The sequence below is a fragment of the Mycobacterium sp. NGS69 genome (assembly GCF_059812165.1).
The window spans coordinates 93,838-114,887 of the sequence record NZ_JCALCD010000012.1; the positions used below are offsets into that span (position 1 = coordinate 93,838).

General features: G+C 67.7%; 15 protein-coding genes. 10 read left to right on the forward strand and 5 right to left on the reverse strand.

All coding sequences use genetic code 11. The features are described from left to right. Positions 1-46: 46 nt before the first annotated feature. The gene (locus AC5Y2S_RS26790) at positions 47-391 is read right to left on the reverse strand and encodes an aminopeptidase (protein WP_499959488.1); all 345 of its coding nucleotides are present in this window, start codon (positions 389-391) and stop codon (positions 47-49) included. 121 nt (positions 392-512) lie between these two features. Here AC5Y2S_RS26790 and AC5Y2S_RS26795 point away from each other — a divergent pair, with 121 nt between their 5' ends. Then, on the forward strand, positions 513-968 hold the full coding sequence (locus tag AC5Y2S_RS26795; RefSeq protein ID WP_499959490.1) for an SRPBCC family protein: 456 nt from the start codon (positions 513-515) through the stop codon (positions 966-968). Positions 969-972: 4 nt separating this feature from the next. Beyond that, positions 973-2,565 (forward strand): phytoene desaturase family protein, encoded by a 1,593-nt coding sequence (locus AC5Y2S_RS26800; RefSeq protein ID WP_499959491.1) that lies wholly within the window; start codon positions 973-975, stop codon positions 2,563-2,565. Positions 2,566-2,568: 3 nt separating this feature from the next. Here AC5Y2S_RS26800 and AC5Y2S_RS26805 read toward each other — a convergent pair whose 3' ends face one another. Both AC5Y2S_RS26805 and AC5Y2S_RS26810 read right to left on the reverse strand, forming a co-directional pair. Further along, the gene (locus AC5Y2S_RS26805) at positions 2,569-4,116 is read right to left on the reverse strand and encodes a leucyl aminopeptidase (protein ID WP_499959493.1); all 1,548 of its coding nucleotides are present in this window, start codon (positions 4,114-4,116) and stop codon (positions 2,569-2,571) included. Between the two features lie 11 nt (positions 4,117-4,127). Beyond that, on the reverse strand, positions 4,128-5,252 hold the full coding sequence (locus AC5Y2S_RS26810; RefSeq protein ID WP_499959494.1) for an adenylate/guanylate cyclase domain-containing protein: 1,125 nt from the start codon (positions 5,250-5,252) through the stop codon (positions 4,128-4,130). 44 nt (positions 5,253-5,296) lie between these two features. On the opposite strand from AC5Y2S_RS26810, the gene gcvT reads away from it, so the two are divergent. The 6 genes from gcvT to AC5Y2S_RS26840 all read left to right on the forward strand — a co-directional run bounded on the left by gcvT (position 5,297) and on the right by AC5Y2S_RS26840 (position 13,868). Then, on the forward strand, positions 5,297-6,391 hold the full coding sequence (gene gcvT / locus AC5Y2S_RS26815; protein ID WP_499959495.1) for a glycine cleavage system aminomethyltransferase GcvT: 1,095 nt from the start codon (positions 5,297-5,299) through the stop codon (positions 6,389-6,391). Positions 6,392-6,442: 51 nt separating this feature from the next. Beyond that, positions 6,443-7,549, forward strand: a complete 1,107-nt coding sequence (locus AC5Y2S_RS26820; protein WP_499907099.1) for a branched-chain amino acid aminotransferase — start codon at positions 6,443-6,445, stop codon at positions 7,547-7,549. An 84-nt stretch (positions 7,550-7,633) separates the two neighbouring features. Beyond that, entirely contained in the window at positions 7,634-8,755 is a 1,122-nt protein-coding gene (locus AC5Y2S_RS26825; protein WP_499959499.1) for a YncE family protein, read from the forward strand. Positions 8,756-8,959: 204 nt separating this feature from the next. Then, on the forward strand, positions 8,960-9,397 hold the full coding sequence (locus AC5Y2S_RS26830) for a hypothetical protein (RefSeq protein WP_499959501.1): 438 nt from the start codon (positions 8,960-8,962) through the stop codon (positions 9,395-9,397). Positions 9,398-9,436: 39 nt separating this feature from the next. Beyond that, positions 9,437-10,957 (forward strand): neutral zinc metallopeptidase, encoded by a 1,521-nt coding sequence (locus AC5Y2S_RS26835; RefSeq protein WP_499959503.1) that lies wholly within the window; start codon positions 9,437-9,439, stop codon positions 10,955-10,957. Between the two features lie 124 nt (positions 10,958-11,081). Beyond that, complete coding sequence (locus tag AC5Y2S_RS26840) at positions 11,082-13,868, forward strand: hypothetical protein (RefSeq protein WP_499959505.1); 2,787 nt, start codon at positions 11,082-11,084, stop codon at positions 13,866-13,868. 11 nt (positions 13,869-13,879) lie between these two features. On the opposite strand, the gene AC5Y2S_RS26845 is transcribed toward AC5Y2S_RS26840, so the two are convergent. Next, on the reverse strand, positions 13,880-14,449 hold the full coding sequence (locus tag AC5Y2S_RS26845) for a 5' nucleotidase, NT5C type (RefSeq protein WP_499959508.1): 570 nt from the start codon (positions 14,447-14,449) through the stop codon (positions 13,880-13,882). Further along, positions 14,449-15,096 carry an AAA family ATPase gene (locus AC5Y2S_RS26850; protein WP_499959509.1) on the reverse strand — a complete coding sequence of 216 codons (648 nt, stop codon included), beginning with the start codon at positions 15,094-15,096 and terminating at the stop codon, positions 14,449-14,451. Before AC5Y2S_RS26850 ends, AC5Y2S_RS26845 begins: the two co-directional genes overlap by 1 nt. A 305-nt stretch (positions 15,097-15,401) precedes the next feature. Between AC5Y2S_RS26850 and AC5Y2S_RS26855 the strand changes: the two genes are divergently transcribed. Continuing rightward, positions 15,402-16,154 carry a hypothetical protein gene (locus AC5Y2S_RS26855; RefSeq protein ID WP_499959511.1) on the forward strand — a complete coding sequence of 251 codons (753 nt, stop codon included), beginning with the start codon at positions 15,402-15,404 and terminating at the stop codon, positions 16,152-16,154. Positions 16,155-16,579: 425 nt separating this feature from the next. Further along, the gene (locus AC5Y2S_RS26860; RefSeq protein WP_499959513.1) at positions 16,580-21,013 is read left to right on the forward strand and encodes a WD40 repeat domain-containing protein; all 4,434 of its coding nucleotides are present in this window, start codon (positions 16,580-16,582) and stop codon (positions 21,011-21,013) included. The last annotated feature ends 37 nt before the right edge of the window (positions 21,014-21,050 follow it).

Sequence of the window (21,050 nt, forward strand, 5' to 3'; positions counted from 1 at the left end):
TGGTGGCGACCCGCTTCGCCCGGCTACGCCGCGCTCGCAATCGCCACTAGACGCCCGTCCGCCGCGCCCCCTGCCGTGCGACCACCAGCCCGCCGCCGACGGCGAGGATGCCGACGACGGCCAGCGGGATCGTCCAACTGCGACGGCTGTTGACCGACGACTGGCATTGGGCCACGTAGTCGGTGTGCGGGAGGACCTGGTTCAGGATCGGGATGTTGGCGCCGTTCTTGTCGTTTGCGCTGCGCGCGCTGGACAAATCGGTGGCGATTCCGTTCCCGCACGACACGGAATTGCCGCTGCCGTCGGACACGGACACCGGCACCAGCAGCCCGATGATGCCGGCCAGCAAGAGCACCGCACCCACCGCGATGATCAACCGTCGCACAGTCACTATTGGCCTCCTGTCAAACGCGAGTCTGGTAACGGCGTAGTAGCCGCTGGCCGCGGCCGCTAAACGTTTGCCGTGGCCCGATCCGGCGCATGGTTTGCGCCGACCCGGGTATCCGGACGCCATGACTTTGGCTGCAACCCGCGAGGTAAGGGCGTCCCGCCAGCAGATCTGGGACACGATGACCGATGGCTGGACGTACGCGCAGTGGGTGGTGGGCAACAGCCGGACCCGCGCGGTGGACCCGGATTGGCCGGCGCCCGGCTCCGCGATCAAGCACTCGGTGGGGGTGTGGCCGCTGGTCATCAGCGATGCGACCGTGTCCGAAAGCTGCACGCCCGGTGAGGAACTCGTCCTGCGCGCTGGTCTCGGGCGATTGGGCGCCGCACGAATAACTTTGCGGCTCAGCGATACTCCGGACGGCGGGTGCCGGATCGAGATGATCGAGGTGCCGGCGTCCGGTCCGATGAGGATCGTTCCCGACCAGTTGGCCCTGGCCGCCGTCTATCCGCGCAACCGCGAGTGCTTGCTGCGGTTGACCGCGCTCGCCGAACGGCTCGAGCCGAGCCAGGTCAAATAGGCGCATGGCCGACGAGACGGCCGACGCCGTCGTCATCGGGGCCGGGCACCACGGGTTGGTGGCCGCGTCGATGCTGGCCGACGCGGGCTGGGACGTGCTGGTGCTCGAGGCCCAACCCGAGCCCGGCGGCGCGGTGCGCAGCGCCGAGCTGACACCGGGATACATCACCGACCTGTTCAGCTCGTTCTACCCGATGACGGTGGCGTCGCCGGCGATGGCGGCGCTGCGGCTGGAAGACCACGGGCTGCGGTGGTCACACGCGCCCGCGGTGGTGGGCCATCCGCGCAACGCGGCCGACGACGACCCGCCCGTCATCTACCGCGACCCGGCCCGCACCGCAACGGAATTGGCGCGCCGCGAGCGGGCCGACGGCGACAATTGGTGGCGCGCGGTGGAATTGTGGCGCAAGATCTCCGCGCCGTTGCTAGACGCCATGCTGGCGCCGTTTCCGCCGGTGCGCCCGATGCTGCGGCTGCTGCTCAAGCTCGGTACCGCCGACGCCGTGCGGCTCGCCCGCCTGTTGATCCAGCCGGCCAACACCATGGTGGACGAGCTATTCGACGGCGAGGCGCCGCGAATCCTGTTGCTGGGCAACGCGATGCACGCCGACGTCCCGCCGGACGCGCCCGTCAGCGGCGCCATGGGCTTTCTGATGACGATGCTCGCCCAGGACGGCGGCTGGCCGGTGCCCGTCGGCGGGTCGGGACAGCTGACGGCCGCGCTGGTGAGGCGCGCCGAGGCCGCCGGTGCGCGAATCGAATGCGACCAGAACGTGTCTCGCATCCAGGTGCGCGGCGGCCGGGCGGTCGCGGTGACCACGGCCGGCGGGCGGACGGTCCGGGCGCGCCGGGCGATCGTGGCCGACGTGACGGCGCCACGGCTGTTCTGCGACATGCTGCCCGCCGACGCGGTGCCGGCCGGGTTGCGCCGCGCCCTCGAGCATTACGTCTGGGACCCGCCGGTGGTGAAGGTCAACTATGCGCTGGCCGGCCCCATCCCGTGGCGAGCGGAAGGCCTGCGGGGCCTGGGCACGGTGCACCTGGGGGCCGACGCCGACGGGCTGGTGCGCTGGATGGCCGACCTGAACACGCGGGTGGTGCCCGAGCATCCGTTCATGCTGTTGGGCCAGACCACCACCGCGGACCCGAGCCGGTCGCCGAAAGGCACCGAAAGCGTCTGGGCCTACACGCATTTGCCGCGCAACGTGGCCGACGACGCCGCGGCCGAGCGGCTGGCCAAGTCGATGGATCACGTCATCGAAGAGCATGCCCCCGGTTTCGGCTCGGCGGTGATCGACCGGTTCGTGCAGCGCCCGTCGGACCTGGAGGCCAGCGACGCCAACCTGCACCTGGGCGCCCTCAACGGGGGAACCGCGCAGCTGCAACAGATGGCGATCTTCCGTCCGGCGGCGGGGCTGGGCCGCGCCGAAACCCCGGTCGAGGGGCTGTATCTGGGCAGCGCGTCCGCCACCCCCGGGGGATCCGTGCACGGCGCGTGCGGGCGCAACGCGGCCAACGCGGCGCTGGCCGCGGCGCGCGTGACGGGCTGGCCGCGCCGGAAGGTGGGCCGGGCGGTGCTCAAGCGGCTGACGGCGTAGGGCTCAGCCGTTCTCGGCGATGTCCTCGAGCACCGCGAACATGGTGCGGGTCGGCACGCCGGTGGCCCCCTTGGGCGTGTACCCCCACGGGCTGCCGGTGTTGTAGGCCGGCCCGGCGACGTCGATGTGCGCCCAGTCCACGCCGTCGGCGACGAACTCGCGCAGGAAAACCCCGGCCACCAGCATGCCGGCGAAGCGCTGGCCGCTGATGTTGGACAGGTCGGCCACTCCTGACTTCAGGTCGTCCTTGAGCTCGTCGGGCAGTGGCATCGGCCAGCCGTTCTCGCCCACCCGCTGGCTGATCGCGGCCACCCGGTCGCGGAACTCGTCGCTGCCCATCACGCCGGGGATGCGGGCGCCCAGCGCGACGGTTTGCGCGCCGGTCAGCGTGGACGTCTCGATGAGATAGTCCGGGTTGTCCTCACACGCCCGCACGATCGCGTCGGCCAGGATGAGCCGGCCCTCGGCGTCGGTGTTCTGCACCTCGACGGTGATTCCGCCGTACTGCGTCAGCACGTCGCCGGGGCGCTGCGCCGTGGCCGACGGCATGTTCTCGGCCATCGGCACGGTGGCGATCACGTCGATCGGCAGCTGCTGCTGCGCGGCCAGCGCGACCGTCGCGATGACGGCGGCGGCGCCACCCATGTCCGAGGTCATGTAGTGCATCGAGGCCGCCGGCTTGATCGAGATACCCCCGGTGTCGAACGTGACGCCCTTGCCGACCAGCGCGACCTTTTTGACCTGTTTCGCCTTCTTGGCCAGCTTCGAGCCGCGGTGGATGAGCCGCACCAGCCGCGGCGGCCGCGACGAGCCCTGCCCGACGCCGATCACCCCGCCGTAGCCGGCCTTCTGCAGCGCCTTGTCGTCGAGCACCTCCACCTCGAGGCCGACCGACTCTCCCAAAGCCTTTGCGCGCTTGGCGAATTCGGCCGGAAACAGGTGGCTGGGCGGAGTGTTGACGAGATCGCGGGCCGTGGCGACCGCTGTCGCGACGGCGGCGCCGTGCGCGCTCTGTTTCTTGGCGTCCTTGGCGGTGGCGAGGACGGTGAGTTTGCGCAGGCCTTTGTCTTTGGGGGCGGTCTTGTCGCTGCGGAACTCGGTGAACCGGTAGCTGCCCAGCACCAGCCCCTCCACCGCGGCCGAGCACACGTCGTCGCCCGGCAGCTCGCCCAGCGTGGTGATCACCGCCTCGGCGGTGCCCAGCGACCGGGCCGCCACGCCGGCGGCGCGCCGGATCGTGTCGGCCGGCCACTCGGGGCGCGGCTTGCCCAGGCCAATCGTCAGCACGCTGGACACCGGCAGCGACGGCACCACCAGCCGGTGCACCTGCTCACTGCCGCCGGTGGCCTCCAGCGCCCGCAGCCCGTCCTGGATCTCGGCAATAGCCTCCTCGGACAGGAACGCCTCGGCCGCGGCGACGACCGCGCCCGGCTTGTCCTCGTCGCCGGTCGAGACGACCGGCACCAGCAATACCGTCGATCCCGCACCGCGCTTGGGTAGCGCCGTGGCGACGTTGACGGTGGGGGCGTGGTAGCCAGGTTCGGTGGTCACGGCAAACCACCCTAATCACCTGCGCCGGGCGTTTCCTGGGCAGTCTCCCGGCCGTGCAGTTCGAAGGCGGTCACCGGCCCGTCGAAACCCTTGAGCGCCAACGGGCCGTGGGGGACCGCGGGCCAGTCGGGCAACTGGTCATGGAGCTCGGACGCGATGAGGATCTGCCCGGGCGCCGCGGAGGCCACCAGGCGGGCGGCCAGGTTCACCGGGACGCCGAAGTAGTCGCCGTTGATGGCCAGCACGGCGCCGTAGGCCAGACCGGCCCGCACGCCCAGGCCCGCCTCGCGCGCCCGCGGATGGTCGACGAGATCGACCGCGGCCCGCGCGAGCCGCTCGGGCGACGAGCACACCCACATCACGGCATCGCCGATGAACTTCACCACCCGGCCGCCGTCGGCGTGCACCAGGTCCGCGACGGTGGCCCCGAACTCGGTGAGCAGGTCGGACAACTGCGCGGGCGTCAGCGCCTGGGTCAACGCGGTGAAGCTGGACAGATCGGCAAAACCGATGCCGCACACCACGCTCGCCGACGTGTCGCGCAGCACCCCCTCGAAATAGGTGCGCGCGCTGGTCAGGTGGTGGCGGTGCACGACGTCGATCAGGGCGCCGATGCGGGGCACGAACTCGGCGACCGACCGGTACGCCTGTGCGGTCGCGAGCTCGTCGTGGGTGTGGTTCATCTGGATGTCCGGTGTCCCGGCGCGGATCACCGACGACTCGGCCTCCGCCAGCCGGGCCATCGCGGCGCCGAGTACCCGCAGCATCCCGAGCGCCCCGTCCTCGCCCACCACCGCCTTGAGCCCCACCCACGTCGACAGGGCGTCGACGTCGGCCTGGCTCAGCGCCGGGACGTCGGGGCCGGCGACCGTCAGGCCGAGCGAAGCCCACGCCTGGGCCACGTCGTCGGCGGACAGGCCGAGCCGGTCGGCGGCGGATTGCAGCGTGTAGATCGGGCGGCCCGTCCCCGCCAGGACGTCACCGGCCAGCCCGAACAGCCGCCCGCGGCGTTCGGCTTCCGCCATCTCGTCGACGCTGAAGCCGAGCCCGTCGAGGTATTTGATCAGGTCGGCCCGCTCGCGGGGGTTCGCGACGCCCGCGGCCTCGAGCTCGTCGAAGTCCAGCGGATTGGACACCTGCCCAAGTGTGCCAGCCGTGGCGCCGATTAGGGTAAGGCGTCGTGACGGAGCTGCTGCACGGACCGCTGGACGACCGCCATCGCGACCTGGGCGCAAACTTCGCCGAGTTCGGCGGCTGGCTGATGCCGGTGTCCTATGCCGGCACCGTCAGCGAACACAACGCCACCCGCAACGCGGTGGGCCTGTTCGACGTCAGCCACCTGGGCAAGGCGTTGGTCCGCGGGCCGGGCGCCGCCGCGTTCGTCAACTCCGCGCTCACCAACGACCTGGGCCGCATCGGCCCGGGCAAGGCGCAATACACGCTGTGCTGCACCGAATCCGGTGGCGTGATCGACGACCTGATCGCCTACTACGTCGACGACGACGAAATCTTTCTGGTGCCCAACGCCGCCAACACCGCCGCGGTGGTCGACGCGCTGCGGGCGGCCGCCCCGGCCGGGCTGACGATCACCAACGAACATCGCTCCTACGCCGTGCTGGCCGTGCAGGGTCCACGATCGGCGGACGTCCTCGGCGAGCTGGGCCTGCCGACCGATATGGATTACATGGGCTACGCCGACGCGTCGTACTCGGGGGTGCCGGTGCGCGTCTGCCGCACCGGTTACACCGGGGAGCACGGCTACGAGCTGCTGCCGCCCTGGGACTCGGCGGGGGTGGTGTTCGACGGGCTGGTCGCCGCCGTGCGCGCCGCCGGGGGAGAGCCCGCCGGCCTGGGCGCCCGCGACACGCTGCGCACCGAGATGGGCTATCCGCTGCACGGGCACGAACTTTCGCTCGACATCTCGCCGCTGCAGGCCCGCTGCGGCTGGGCGATCGGCTGGAAGAAGGACGCGTTCTTCGGCCGTGAGGCGCTGCTGGCCGAGAAAGAAGCCGGGCCGCGGCGGCTGCTGCGCGGCCTGCGGATGGTCGGCCGCGGCGTGCTGCGTCCCGGGCTGACGGTCCTGGCGGGGGAGCGACCGGTCGGGGTCACCACGTCCGGGACGTTCTCTCCGACACTGCAAGTCGGCATCGCGCTGGCGTTGATCGACACCGACGCGGGGATCGACGACGGTCAGCGTGTCACCGTCGACGTCCGCGGCCGCGCCGCCGAATGCGAGGTCGTGCGCCCGCCGTTCGTCGCCGTGAAAACGCGTTAGCGCGCGTTCGGTGGCAAAAACCCGTTGGCGCGCGGATATAGAATCGGCCCCATGACCAGCGACTCGCCCGAGTTCACGGTTCTACGCGCGTCCAATCCGGCGACCGACAGCGAACGTGATGCAATCCTCGCCGACCCGGGTTTCGGCAGGTATTTCACCGACCACATGGTGTCGATCGACTACGCCGAGGGGCAGGGCTGGCACAACCCGCGCGTAATCCCCTACGGCCCGATCGAACTGGACCCGTCGGCGATCGTGCTGCACTACGCCCAGGAAGTGTTCGAGGGCCTCAAGGCCTACCGCTGGGCGGACGGCTCCGTCGTGTCATTCCGCGCCGAGGCCAACGCCGCCAGGCTGCGGTCGTCGGCGCGGCGGCTGGCCATTCCCGAGCTGCCCGAAAACCTGTTCATCGAATCGCTTTGCCAGCTCGTCGCCGTCGACAAGGCCTGGGTGCCGCGGGCCGGCGGCGAAGAGGCGCTGTACCTGCGGCCGTTCATCTTCGCCACCGAGCCGGGGCTGGGGGTGCGACCGTCCAAGCAGTACCGCTACCTGCTGATCGCGTCGCCGGCCGGCGCCTACTTCAAGGGCGGCATCAGCCCCGTGACCGTGTGGCTGTCGACGGAATACGTGCGGGCCAGCCCGGGCGGCACCGGTGCCGCCAAGTTCGGCGGGAACTACGCCGCGTCGCTGCTGGCCCAGGCCGAGGCCGCCGAAAACGGGTGCGACCAGGTGGTGTGGCTGGACGGCGTCGAACGCCGCTTCATCGAAGAGATGGGCGGGATGAACCTCTTCTTCGTGTTCGGCAGCGGCGGATCGGCACGGCTGGTCACCCCGGAGCTGTCTGGGTCGCTGCTGCCCGGCATCACGCGGGATTCCTTGCTGCAGTTGGCCATTGACGCCGGGTTCGCCGTCGAGGAACGCAAAATCGACATCGACGAGTGGCAGAAGAAGGCCGCGGCCGGCGAGATCACCGAGGTGTTCGCGTGCGGCACCGCCGCCGTCATCACCCCGGTGTCGCGGGTGAAGTACGGCGACAGCGAATTCACCATCGCCGACGGCCAACCCGGTGAGGTGACGATGGCGCTGCGCGACACGCTGACCGGGATCCAGCGGGGCACCTTCGCCGACACCCACGGCTGGATGGCCCGGCTCGGGTAGGGCCGAACCGGTTGTCGGCGAATTATTGATCAGCGTGTCCACCGGATGCGATGATCGCCGGTTATGCGCGGCAACGCCGGCCCTGTGACGAACAGTATGCGTTTCGGCCGGCCGCGCCGATCCGGTTGGGCGCTGGCGGCGACGCTCGTCATCGCCACGGTCGGCTGCTCGCACCCGGCGGCGCGGCAATCGCAACCGCAACCGCAACCGCAACCGCCGTCGTCGGCGCCGACGAAAGCCCCGGGCGTCAGCTTCATCGAATTCCCGTTCCACCCCACCGAATTGGCCTACAGTTCGGGATCGGCCAAATTATATGTGTTCCAAACGTTTCCGAGCTGGGGCACTATTTATGTGGTCTCGACATCCTCGCCGGCCGCCACACCAGTGCAGCTGGACGAGTCGATAGCGCACGGAGGCGTCCACCACATCGCGGTCAACAACGCGCTCAAACGTGGTTACGCCCTACTGGCTTCCGGCGATCTGCGGGTGTTCGACACCGATACGGACACACTGATTTCGACAACGTCGCGACGGTCTTGCACGGCCGAGGTGCTGGCGGTCGACCAGGCGACCGGACTGGTGTACGGCGGCGGGCTCTCGCCCACCGGGCAATGCCTTGTTCAGTTCGACTCGGCCGGGCAACTGGTCCGCGAGCACGACGTCGCACCGCTCGTCAGAACCGAGAACAGGCTGATTCAGTTCATCGCCGCCGACCCCGTCCGCGGGGGAGCGGTGTACACCGACCCGCACCACGTCGCGCGCGCCGACCAGAACCTCAGCGAGACGTGGCGGACGCCGGTCGGCGGGCCCAGCGAAGCGAACGACCTGGGCTTCGAACCCAAGACCAACACGGTGTACGTCTCGGCCGGGGGCCCGCCGGTGATCGCGCCCGCAACGATTTCGGTGTACGACGGCGCCAACGGCGCATCGCTCACGCAGTTCACCGGGCCGGGTTCGGCGCAGGACATGCTGCCCGACGGCGCCGGGCGCCTGTTCGCGTTGTTCTTCAATTCCGCCGACATCTACGAGCTGCCCGGTCGGGGGAGTGCGCTGAAGACGTTCGCGTCGCTGGGCAAAATTCCGGGATGGTCGCCCAGCGACGCCCAGTGGCTGGCGATCGACGAGTCCGGGCACCGGCTGTTCGTGTCGCCGGGCGGCGACGACCGGCGCGTGTACGTCTATCCATACTCACCCGGACCGCCCTGATCGATGGCCCCGCTGCGGTTGCCAACCGTGCCGCGGTGTGTCGAAAATGTGAGAGCGTTCCCGCTCGGTACGGCGGGGAGCTGACCTTTCGGGTGGTTTTTGGCCTGTGTGGGCGGCCGCCACACAGGGAGACACGGGAGTCCAATCACGGTGACTTTCCTGAACGGTAGTTCGATAGCCCCGTGTTGGCGGAGTCTCTCCGCGGTGGGAGTTGTTACCGTTGGTGTCGTCGCCATGGTGGCGACCGGTTCCATACCGAGCGCCAGTGCCCAAGGTGCAGTTGCCGATTGGCTTTCCCGCGTCACCGCCCCAGTTGAAGACATCCATAAGGCGGAAAACGCCGCGTTCGAAGTCCTGCAGGCCTCGGGTGCGATCAATGCCGATAAGCTGCTCGCGAATTGCACACAGCTCCGCGATGCCGATGAACGGTTGCGGCAAGACATGCCGACCCCGGATACAAAACTGACCGTTGAGGTCCAGCAGGCGATCGACAACTTCGACAGCGCAGCGCAATCCTGCATCGAGTCCGTCTTCACCCGTAGCATGCCCAAACTCGACGACTTTGCGTCGTTTCTGGCCACGGCGGAACAACATCTATCTCGTGCCGACACCATTCTGGTGGCACTTCCCCCGTCCGGGTGATCAGCGATGCCAGCCGAATGCCGGGGGAGACAACGATTTATGGGCGCCGCGGGCGCGGCGGTGTCGGTGATCGTGTTGGTCGCCGGTTGCTCGCATCCGCCCCCGAAGCCTCCCGAATTCCAGCCACCCATACCGGAGGTCGCCAACCCGTCGCAGGTGGCGGGCGCGCCCGTCGCGAACGGAACCTCGGGCCTGCGGCCCGGGGCTCCCGGTCCGACGCGAGCGATTCAAGACGGTGACGGCGGCGAGATCGACAACCTCGCCGCTATGGGGGTCGCCGATATCGAGCAATTCTGGTCGGGCGCCTACGGCAGGCCCTTGAAGGGCAAGTTCGCGCCCGTCAACGCCGTGTTCTCGTGGGACTCGCGCTACAAGAACGGCTCCTTTTGCGGTGGCTCCACGCACGGCACCGTCAACGCCATGTGGTGCGGCAGCACCGAAGCACGAGACCAGAACTGTCCCGACGACCGGCCAAGCCCGCCGGCCCTGTGCACGCCGTCGGACAACACGATCGGATGGGATCGCGGCGTGCTGATGCCCCAGGAGCGCGACACCGGTGGCGATATGGGTCCCGTGGTAGTGCTCGCGCACGAATACGGCCACGCCATCCAGCACATGGCGTCCTTGGTCGACGTCAAAAACGCCGCCACCGCGACGGTGGCCGAACAGCAGGCCGACTGTTTTGCGGGCGTCTACATGCGCTGGGTGGCAGACGGCAAATCCCCCCGCTTCACGTTGAGCACCGGCGATGGGCTGGCGAAGCTGCTGATGGTCATGATCGGGATCCGCGACCCACTGCTCACCGAAGGCAACCCTCGAGAGCAAAGACTGGTACACGGCTCGGCGTTCGAGCGGGTCACGGCGTTCCAATTCGGATTCGACGGCGGCGTTTCGACCTGCGCGGGTATCGACGAAACGGAGATCGCGCAGCGCCGCAGCACTCTCCCAAAGGAATGGCTCGAGCACGGCAACACCGGTGAAACGCCGATCACCACCGAGTTGGCGAAGGCGGTGATCGAGGCGATGAACAAGGTTTTTGCGCCGCAGACGCCCCCACAACTCGCCTTCGACCGGCCGCCCTGCCCCGACGCCCCTCCGAGCCCGCCGGCATGGTACTGCCCGTCGAGCAACACCATCGTCGCTGACATGCCCCGGCTCATCTTGATGGGCACGAGCTTGGCCCGTGGCTCGCCCCTGGACATGATGGGGCCCCTGTTCGGTGACTACACCGCGTTTTCGGTCTTGGTGTCGCGCTTCATGCTTGCCGTGGAGAAGCAACACGGTGGATTGGCGCTCGACAACACGAACGCGGGGCTGCGAACCGCGTGCCTGACCGGCGTGGCCACCGCGAAACTAGCCAAGCCCGTGACGGTCTCGAACGGAGCCACGATCGCACTGACCGGCGGCGACGTCGACGAGGCCGTATCGGGCCTGCTGACCAACGGCCGGGCGGCCAGCGACATCAACGGCGAGTCGGCGCCATCGGTGTTCGCCCGTGTCGCGGCGTTCCGCGTGGGGGTGCTCGGTGACGAAAACGGTTGCCTCAAGCGCTGGCCATGACGCCCGCCCCGACCGCAAAATGCCTCCCGCGCCCAACGGCGCGTCGATATTCTTTGCCGATGCACCAATGGCAATGCGCGCGGCGCCTGTCGACGCCTCGGATTCGCGACCGGCGGCCGCTTGAATGACGCTGCATTCCGGCCCCGAAGGCAACCACCAATCGGCCGAAAGCCGTTGGCGCAGCGGCATTGCGATCGATGACCCGGCCGCCCCCTTGGCTCGGCTGAGCCGGCTGACTCTGCGAATCGCGCAGGTATTGCTACTTGTTGTCTCCGTCGGACTCATCACCTGTCTGGCGGTGTTTGCCTCTCATTTTCAGCGGAAGTGGCCTCGGTGGCTGGAGTGGCTGGCCCAGGGCGGCGACTGGGTCCCGGTCGTCCTCGTCAGCGGGGTCATCGCGCTGTTGTGCGTCATCACCTACCTGTTGCGGCGCAACCGTTCGTCGGTGGCGGTGCCGGTCATGATCGTCGTCGGCCTCACCCTGACCAGCCTGGTGCTGGGCTTGAACTCGTTTTGGAGATGCACGAACAGAGACCATCCGACCCTCATCGGCCCGTTGTTGTGGACGGTCTCCCTGGTGAAGGGCGGCATCGGCGACGAATCTCTCGACGGCGCGGCATGTCCGAAACCCACACCGGCCGCGCTCGAGGTCGCGCGGTTGACGATCGTCGCTGCGATCTTCATCAGCCTGGTGGGAGTCGCCGCCGCGGCGTTCCGCGCGCAATCCGACCGGCTGCGCGCGGCTTGGGCCAGGTGGGTCACCGTCGTGGTGGACCTCGATGACGACTCGGCGTCGATGATCGGCCCCATTTCACGCACACTTCGCCCGGGTAGCGCCCTGGTGCTCATAACGGACAGCCCTGAGCGGGCCTGCGTGGCCGAGTCGCGCAGGGCCGGCGCGCGCATCGTGCAGGTGAGCTTCGATCGCGCGGAAACGCTTGTGATGCAGAGGTTCTGGCGGCGGATGAGCGGCCTTTATCTGCTCTCCGCCGATCCGTCGACCAACCTGTTGCGGCTGTCGCTCATCAGCCACCGGTTGGCGCCCATCGCCACCAAGCGACGCATCCCCCTTATCGTGCGCATCGACGACCCGTGGCTGGCCGAGGCGTGGCGGGCCCAGAAGTTCGGACAGCACGGGGGCGAGTCCGATCACCTGTGGGCCGCGGACACGGTCTCGAAGTATGAGGCGACGGCTCGTCGACTGATCGAGGAGATTCTGCGGAACAAATCGGTTCGACGAATCATCGTCTGCGGCACTTCGCAATTAACCCTCGCGCTCTGCGCCGAAATGTCGCAGCGGCATGTCGAACGCTGTTTCCACGCTCCGGAGGGCGAACCGGGGCTGCCCGCGCTGACACTGGTCGCACCGGACGCCGACGAATACGTCCGTGATCATGAGGCACGCCACGAGCGGAAGGGACTCACCAGCGGTCCGCCACCGGTCGACCGGGTCGCCGCCACGCCCTCCGCGGCGGGGGTCAGCGGGGTGGTCGAGCAGACGGACGGCGCCGACTCCACCAAGGCGGTGATCGTGGTGGACTCGACCGCGGCCGCCGACCCGACCTTGGGAACGCGGCTGGCCGCCAGCCATCCCACGATGCCGATCTACATGTGCGATCCGGCTGCCCGGATCGATGCCGAACGCGTACCGGTCGCCTGTGAGTTGCGTACCTACCGGCTCGGGATGGCGCTGTCAGATGGGCAGGCGCACGACAACTTCGAGCGCGCCGCCATGTTGATCCACGATCGATACGCGTCGTCGCAGGAGGACCGCACCAAGCCGTCGGCGCAGCCCTGGGAGAAGCTCAGCGGCTTCTACAAGGATTCGAACCGTCGTCAGCTGCGAAATGCCCTCTGGATGGTGGAAAAGATCGCCGGTCATACCTGGAACGTGGGAGATTCGCGCCACGGCCATGTCTCCCCGGAGAGTCTGAAAGAGCTGGATGCCCTCGTCGACGGCGGAACCACCCCACCCGGCGATGCCGCCGGGCCCGCGGCCGAGACGCTGGAACGCCTGGGATTCAACCCAGTCGCCATTTACGTTCTGGCACAAGCGGAGTGGGAAAGGTGGAGCCGCTACTTGCGCGACCGCGGATGGACCTGGGGCCCCTCGCGCAACGTCAAGAACAAGCAGCACGAAAGGCTGGTGGAGAGCTGGGAAGCCACCTTGGCTGATCCGGAATTGAGAGGCGCCGCACTGAAGAATTTGGCGGATTCGGAGATCGCGCTGGCCCAGTTGAAGCGGCTCGAATTCACCGAAGACTCCGCGTATGCGATGGCGCGAGCGGAATGGGAAGACTGGAGCCGCTGCCTCCGTGAACACGGGTGGTCCCGCGGCGACGAGCGAGATGAACGCAACAAGTTGCACGAAAAGTTGGTGGACGATTGGGAAGCCACCGTCGTCGACCCGGAATTGAAGGCGGCGGCGCTGACGAGCCTGGCCGGCACTCTCATCGAGCTGACGAAGCTCGGTTACCGCTCGCAACCGATGTGGAAGACATACCAGCGGGTGGGAACCGTCACCGCGAAACGCCATCGCAGGCAATGGAAGTGCACCACCGGGTCCGGCGAGCCGATCCATGGGTCGGCCGGTGATTGGGAGGTGTGCGACGACGGCCACAGCTGGCCGGTTCGCAACGACATCTTTCGTGCGTCGTATCGGCGCATACCGGGAGGCCGATGGGAACGCCGGGGCACGGTGCTCGCGCGCCCGGCACGGACCGGCGAGACCGTCTATACGCTTGAGGGTCCCGTCATCGCCGGCGACGGCGACTTCGTGATCCAGGGCGACCGGGGCGAAGAATGGCCGGTGCCCCTGGAAGAATTCCGGCGACGCTACCGTGGACCGGTGCCCGTCTATCAGGGCCCGGAATTCTCGACGACGAAAGCACCGGCGCCCGCGGGCGCTTGAGCGCAAGCGATTCAGCGCGCCGTTTCAAGCGTCGCTTCGAGATCGGGGTCGTCCCAGCCCCGGATTCGCAGTGCGGCGCTGGACCGCTGGTTATACGGGCGGTCGAACACGATATGCCGCCAGCTGGCCCGGCCGTCGTTCGTGTCGACGTCCGGCCGGTCGTCGATCAGGGCAAGGCCGGCGTAGCGGTACTTGTCCTTATCGATGATCGCCTCGCTGACCACCTGTTCGCCGAATTGCGGCACGAAGTGACATCGCAGCCACGCGAGTTTGTTCTGCACGGACTGCTTGTTTCTCCTTAGCGGCGCCGAACAAACCCGGGGTCGGTACCCGGCGTCGATGAGGCGTTGCCATCCCTGCAGCGCGTTGTCGACCAGCGGCAAGTCGAGGAAGAAATCCGGATGGCTCGTGATGTATCTGACGTGGGCGACGTGCCCCGGGTAGTCCTCGGCGATGTAGAAATTCGCTCGCGCGACGCGCGCGATCGACGGCGGAAGCTGCTCGAGCACCGCGGCGTCGAAATCGGCCAGTACCCCGTCCATGTCGACCAGCACGACGTTGTCGCTGCCGCGCTTCGTCATCAGGGCCGATTCTGCTTCGTGGAAATCGTGCTGCTCAGGAAGTCTCGCGCTTGGCGCAGCACCGACTCGGTGGTCGTCGTCGTGGTGTCGATGAAGATCGCCGGGATGCCCACGAAGGCCGCCAACGACGGCAATCCGGCGCCGACGCATTCGTAGAACCGCGACGTCTGCCGGTGTTGCTCGGTGATGAAGTCGAGCGTCTCGTACTTGTCGCCGTTTTCGTCCGCGGAGATGCGGTCGAACGCGACCCGCGGCTCGGCGGTCAAGTAGATGATCGCCGCCGGACGTTCGAGTTCCCGGGTCCGCAGCAGCCAATCCGAGTCCTCGTAGCTGACGCCCTGCACGGCCCCGAAGATGAAATTGTCCATCCAGCCCCGCTGAGAGAGCAAGAGCTGGTGGGCCTCCCGCCATGACCGAATGCGGGCGTTGGTCAACCGGGCGTCCGTCGCGAAAAGCAAGCGATCCGTGTGGGCGTCGCCGAATGCCGACCCCCCTCCGGAAAGATCGAGGAATTGGCGCACGAACTGGTGGTACGGCAGGCGGAACTGAAAGCCGCCCAGCGCCTCGGCCAAGCCCCGCAGCAACGTCGTCTTTCCCGAGCCGTCCAGCCCGGTGACCGTGATCCACGGAGCGAGGGGTGCTGTCACCGTTGCGCTCGTCTTCCGTTCCGAAGTCCTACGCGGACGATCGCAGATCCTCGACCAGACACGCGTTCATTGTCCGCCACGGCCCGGAATCAGGTTGGGATTCGGCGGGCTGACCAAGCCCCGCCGCGATGACCGCCGTCGCGGCAGCAATGCTTGGAATTGACAGCAGCCATGACGACATCGCGGATAGGTTCGGTCGCAGAGGCGACCGGAGGTGATATGGCCGATAAGGACCGCGGGAGTCCGCCCGGACGGAAGAAGACTGCTTGCCGTCGAACGGTTCGGCGGATTGCCGGGGGAGGCCGGTGATTTCGCCGTTCAGGGTTGAGCTAACCGGTGCACGTTTCGCGCATGCGGTGCACGTCAGCGCGGCGAGTCAATTGCGCCCGGCACTCGACGCGCTTGGCCTGCATCCGCCGCGGCCGGCCGTGGTGGTCGTCGGCGGAGCCGCAGGGCTGGGGGAGGCCCGCATGGATGGCCTGCGTCCGCTGTTCGCGGAAGTCATTGCGCCGATGATGCAGCGGTGCGGGGCGGTCGGCGTCGACGGAGGGACGTGGGTCGGTGTGATGCGGCTGTTCGGCGAAGCCCGTGCGAGCATGGCGGGGACATTTCCGCTTCTGGGCGTGGTGGCCGCCGGACCGGTCGAGCTGCCGCGCTGGCGACCCCCCAGCCGCGTCCAAGCCGCGCTCGAACCCCATCACACCCACTTCATCGTGGTCCCGGGCCAGGATTGGGGTGCGGAGGCGCCGTGGATCGCGCGCACGGCGACCGTCCTGTCGGGGACGGCACGGTCCGTCACGCTGCTCGTCAATGGCGGCCGGATCGCCTACGCGGATGTCCGGCACAGCCTCGAAGCCGGTCGACCGATCGTGGTGATCTCGGGTTCTGGTGGCACCGCCGACGTGTTCGCCGACGCGCTGGCCGGCGCTTCGGGCGACGACCAGGCGGCGGCGCTGGTCGGCTCGGGGCTCATTCGTGCGGTGCGGATCGATGAGCCGGGGACTTTGGCCGAGGTGCTCACCACGGCCTTCGGTGAGTCGGCGGAAAGTGACGGGTGAAGCGGCTGCGCCGCGCCGAATGGTTGAAACCGATTGGCGTGCAGCACTTTCTGTCGTCGCCCAGAAGCACCCGCCCTCGATCAATTTGTCAGGCCGCTCATCGCGCTGCGACGCCGAGAGATTGAAGGCTCAACGGTTGATCCCCAACGACGGGAAGTAACACCGACAGATCCATTCGGCGGCTTGCGCATTGAGCCGGTGCGAAGCAGCGGCGCGTACTTCGGTGACCGCTGGACGCTGATTGATATGCCGAGGCGGTTAATTCCAGGCAAAGAGACGCCTTGGCCGGCTTGAAATATTTTCAAAAGTGCCCGAAAAACGCTTGCGACCTGGCAAACTTGGCGACCGATCGTGCTGTTCGCCCCTCGGAGTCTGGCATGTTACGTATCTTCATGAGCCATTCCAGCCGTAACAATCGGGAGGCTGTGGCTCTTAGGCAGTGGCTGACCGAACGCCGTCCCGAGCTTGCCAGCGAGATCTTTCTGGACATCGACGACAAGACGGGTTTGCAGCTCGGCCGTCAATGGAAGGAAGAGCTGTTACTGCGCAACACCGGTTGTGAATGGCTGCTCTGCTTGGTATCTCGCGACTGGATCGCCTCCAAGGAATGCTTGATCGAATACGAACTGGCGGACCGCACGGGCAAAGGGATCGTGATCGCACGGCTCGACGAATTGAGCGACGCCGACTGGCGTCAGGCCGGCGAGCCGAAAGGCGACATCACTTCCCACTGGCAGCGCTGCGATCTGTTCCGCGGCGGACCAAAGACGGAAATTGAAGTCGTCGCCGACCCGCCGACGATCCCCGACGGCCCGCCGGTGGCTTTCAACACCGCGGCGCTGCACAACATCTGTCGTCTGATCGAAGGGCCAGGCATTGGGCCGGACTCGTTCGTGTGGCCGCCCCGCAACGATCCTCAGCGGGCCCCATATCGCGGCTGGGAGCCGTTTGAGGACATCGACGCGGGAGTCTTCTTCGGCCGCGACGCGGCGATCGCGTTAGGCTGGGCCGCGCTGCGCAACATGCGTTTCCCTTCACCCGACCGATTTCCCGGGCCCGAGTCAATGTTCGTGGTACTTGGACCTTCCGGAAGTGGTAAGTCGTCATTCCTGCGGGCGGGACTGATTCCCAGACTGCAGCGCGATGACCGTAACTTCGCCGTGCTCGGGCTGGTGCGGGCCGGCCATGCCCTCACCGGGGAGCAGGGCCTGGCCGGAGCGATCGATCAGGGACGCCGCGCTTTGGGGGTGACCGTCAGCTCGTTGGACGATATCGAGGATGCCTGCAAGAGGGGCGACGCGGCCCGAATTTGCGAGCTGTTCACGCGGATGCGCACCGCGGCGGCCGCCCGCCGTGACCCAGCGGACAAGGCGAATGATGCTGGGGGGACGGCGGTCTCGGGAATCACCGACGCTGCGCAGCGCAGCGGTTCTCCCGATGGTGAACGGGCGATGGCCCCTCCCACGCTGGTGTTGCCGCTGGATCAGGCCGAGGAGCTGTTTCCCGCCCGGGCCGGCACAGAGGCGGCGCGGTTCCTCGAGCTGGTCGCGGAGCTGCTTGCGCAGACGAACACCGCCGATCTCGGGCTGATCGTGGCCGCCACCATCCGCACCGACCGCTACGAAAGGATGCAAACCCATCCCGGCCTGCGCGCCGTCGGTGCGGTCCTGTTCAACGATCTCAAACCGATGCCGGCCAGTGAACACAAGGAGGTAATCACCGGGCCGGCGCGGCGAGTCAGCGAGAAGACCCCGCTGAGTTTCGATCCGGACCTTGTGCAGCAGTTGATGACCGACGCCGAAGGCGCCGACACCCTGCCGTTGCTGGCGCTGACCCTCGACCGGCTCTATCGGCGCTATCACCACAACGGCCGGTTGACGCTGGAGAACTACCGCCGCATGGGCGGCATGCGCGACGTTGTCAATAACGAAATCGACCAGGTCCTGCCGGCCGACGGGCTGGAACGCGATCGGGACCTGGCGCTGCTGCGCGCGGCCTTCATTCCGTGCCTGGTCAATATCAACCCCGAGAACAACCGGCCGATGCGCCGCGTTGCACCCGAATCCGAGCTTCCCGAGGCGGCCCGTCCCCTGATCGACAAGATGGTGCAGAGACGGCTGCTGGTCCGCGACCGCGACGAGCACGGTCGCGTGGTCATCGAGGTCGCGCTGGAAAGCCTCTTCGAGCATTGGGACGACCTGCGAGGCTGGCTGGACCAGCAGCGCGAGGATCTCAAGAACATCCACGACATCGAGCGCAGCGCCGCCGGGTGGCACGCGCACCGCAATCCGGATTGGCTCCTTACCCGCACACGCTTGGCGGACGCCGAAAAACTCGCCGAGTCAACGCAATTCGGCACACGACTTGCGGGCGTGGAGGAATTCTTGGCGGCCTCCCGGCAGGCCGAAGACCAGCGAACCGCCGACGCGGTGCGCATCGAGCGCGAACGCCGGGAAGCCGCCGAAGCCCTCGCCGAAGAGGAGCGGGCGCACTCGCGAAAGCTGCGGCGGGCGGTCGCGATCATCGGCGTCATCGCCACGGTGGCGGTTGTCAGTCTCGGCTACGCGATCTACGCCCAGCACCAGGCCGCGCAGCAACGGGACGCCGCCCGCCGGGGCCTCTTGCGGGCGACCGCGGAGAAGGTGGGCGCGGATGCACTGGGCATCCTCAACCGGGACCGTCCCGGCAGCGACGTACAGGCGATTCAGGAAATGCTTGCGGCGACTGCACTTTCGCCGACGACGACCGCCGACTACGCCGTCGCCGCAGCGGTCAAGCTATCGTGGGCGAGCAAGCTGATCTCCCCGGGATCGACATCGACGGCGGCGTACAGCGCGGACGGTCGGCGCATCGCCTCCGGTGGGTTCGACTACACGGTGCGCATCTGGAACGCCGATTCCGGAGTGGAGATCGGCCGGCCGCTGCTGGGTCACCACAGCCGCATCACCGGCGTGGCGTTCAGTCCCGACGGGCGACGCCTGGTATCAACCGGCGAGGACGGCGAAGTTCGGCTGTGGGATGCGGAGAATGGCCACCTGATCGCGTGCAGGAACACTGCCGGCTCCGAGTGCCCAGCCAACCCCGAACCGTTCAGTAACATTCCCGGTATCGCGTCGCTGGCATATAGCCCCGACGGCAAGTACCTCGCGACCGGCGACACCGATAACAAGGTGCAACTTTGGGACCCGCAAACGCTGCAATTCAGCCGGCCCGCGCTGACGGGCCACACCGACACTGTGTTCAGCGTGGCGTTCAGCCCGGACAGCCACCGGCTCGCGTCGGGCGGCTTCGACAAGGCGATCATGCTGTGGGATCCCGACACGGGCGCGCTGCTTGCCGGCCCGCTCGAGGGCCAACCCAATTCGATCATCTCGCTCGCGTTCAATCCCGATGGACGTCGGCTCGCCTCGGGCAGCTATGACGGATCCATCTGGATATGGAACGGGGTAAACACCGAACGGCCGGTGGGCGCCGAGTTGCTCGATCACCTGAAGCCGCATGCCGTGCACACGGCACCGGTCAGCGCGGTGACATTCAGCCCCACCGGCGGCCTGCTGATGTCGGGGAGCCAGGACGGCACCATCCGGTGGTGGGACGTCGGTGAGGGGTCGGCGTCGTACGCGTATAGCTTTCTGTTCCCCTCAACACGCCGTGGAGATCCGGTCCAAAGCGTCGCGTTCAACGACGGGCGCCGGTGCGATTCCAAGGGGAGTTGTGATGCCAGCGGCACGCTGGGCGCCATGTCCAGCAGCCCGGCGGGCGGCATTCAGGTGTGGAACAACGTATCCAAGGCAATCCCGCTCTCGGGACCCGAAGACACAGTGAATGTCGTGGCATTCGACCCCGCAGATCCGGGCGTTTTCGCGGCGGGCGACCACGACGGCCACATTTTGGTGTGGGACCGGGATGCGGACTACCGGCCCATCCAAAACCTGTCGTCCTGCGGGGGCGCCCCCGACTGCAAACTCGCGGGCGTGAACTGGCTCGCGTTCAGCCCCGACGGTAAGCGCATCGTCTCGGGTCATTCGGACGGCAAGCTCTACCTCTGGGACCGCCAGGAGGGCAAATTGGCGAATCCCGGCATCATCCCGACGACCGCGACGACGGTCGCCGCGGTGGCATACAGCCCCGACGGGCAGCGCATCCTCTCCGCCGGTGACGACGAGAACACAAAACAATGGGCCGTGCAGATGTGGGACGCGCACACCGGCGCCCAGATCGGGCAGCCCCTGACCGGCCACGGCCCCGGTTTGGAGACCCTGGCCGTCAGTCCCAACGGCGCGCTGATCGCGGTAGGCGGGGACGACAACACCATCCGGCTGTGGGACGCCCACAATGGCCAGCCCAAGGGGCAGCTGGTTGGCCACAGCGACATCGTCTACAGCGTGGTGTTCAGCCCGGACAGCCGAATGCTGGTCTCCGGCAGCTGGGACGGCACTGTGCGCCGATGGGATACGGCCCAGCTCAAGCAGATGGATGCGCCGTTGATGGGCCATGTGGGCAAGGTCAATGTGGTCACAATCTCACCAGACGGTCACTACATCGCGTCCTCCGGCCACGACGGAACCGTGCGATTGTGGAACGCCCAAACCGGCGAACCCGTCGGCGCACCGCTCACGGCCAGTGCCGAATCGGTGTACGGCGTGGCGTTCAGCCCGGCGGGCAACGCGCTGGTCAGTGGTGGCGTCGATAAATACGTGCACACCTGGCCGTTTCCCCTCAACGCGCAGAACACCCTGTGCGAGAAGATCGCCGCCAACATGAGCCACGAGCAGTGGCGCCACTGGGTTTCACCCACGATCGGCTACCGACTGCAATGCCCCGGCAAACCCATCGCGCCGGACGGCCAAGGGCCCTGACCGTGCCGAGGGTTGCCCGGCTGGGGTAGATCCCGTG

What these genes read in the sequence shown, in the direction of transcription:
- AC5Y2S_RS26800 (WP_499959491.1), top strand. Translation starts at nt 973, where the DNA reads ATGGCCGACGAGACGGCCGACGCCGTCGTCATCGGGGCCGGGCACCAC.
- AC5Y2S_RS26795 (WP_499959490.1), top strand. Translation starts at nt 513, where the DNA reads ATGACTTTGGCTGCAACCCGCGAGGTAAGGGCGTCCCGCCAGCAGATC.
- AC5Y2S_RS26845 (WP_499959508.1), bottom strand. Translation starts at nt 14,449, where the DNA reads ATGACGAAGCGCGGCAGCGACAACGTCGTGCTGGTCGACATGGACGGG.
- AC5Y2S_RS26835 (WP_499959503.1), top strand. Translation starts at nt 9,437, where the DNA reads ATGGGCGCCGCGGGCGCGGCGGTGTCGGTGATCGTGTTGGTCGCCGGT.
- AC5Y2S_RS26820 (WP_499907099.1), top strand. Translation starts at nt 6,443, where the DNA reads ATGACCAGCGACTCGCCCGAGTTCACGGTTCTACGCGCGTCCAATCCG.
- AC5Y2S_RS26840 (WP_499959505.1), top strand. Translation starts at nt 11,082, where the DNA reads ATGACGCTGCATTCCGGCCCCGAAGGCAACCACCAATCGGCCGAAAGC.